General features: G+C 67.6%; 1 protein-coding gene. It reads left to right on the top strand.

Annotated features, from left to right (window positions below):
* On the top strand, positions 1 to 247 hold a 247-nt coding region (locus SCA31_RS24940; RefSeq protein ID WP_410699634.1), incomplete at both ends, for an aldehyde dehydrogenase family protein.

Here is a 247-nt window from a genome sequence, read left to right as displayed (position 1 = left end):
CTTAAGGACAGGCATCTGCTGCGCGACCTCGCCTATTGCGATGGCCGCTGGTCTTCAGGCACCGACGGCAGAAGCTTCGAGGTTGCCGATCCCGCAAGCGGCGCAACCGTCGCCTGGGTGGCGAGACTTGGCGCTGAAGAGACCACGGCGGCCATCGATTCCGCTGCACGCGCCATGCCCGCCTGGCGGGCGATGCTGCCGCAGGAGCGGGCCCGGAGTCTTCGCAAATGGCACGACCTGATGCCGG

The organism is Chryseobacterium sp. SIMBA_028, from assembly GCF_046535285.1.
Taxonomy (GTDB): Bacteria; Bacteroidota; Bacteroidia; order Flavobacteriales; family Weeksellaceae; genus Chryseobacterium.
Note: the sequence above shows the minus strand (reverse complement) of the source record. Positions and strands in the feature narration are given on the sequence as shown.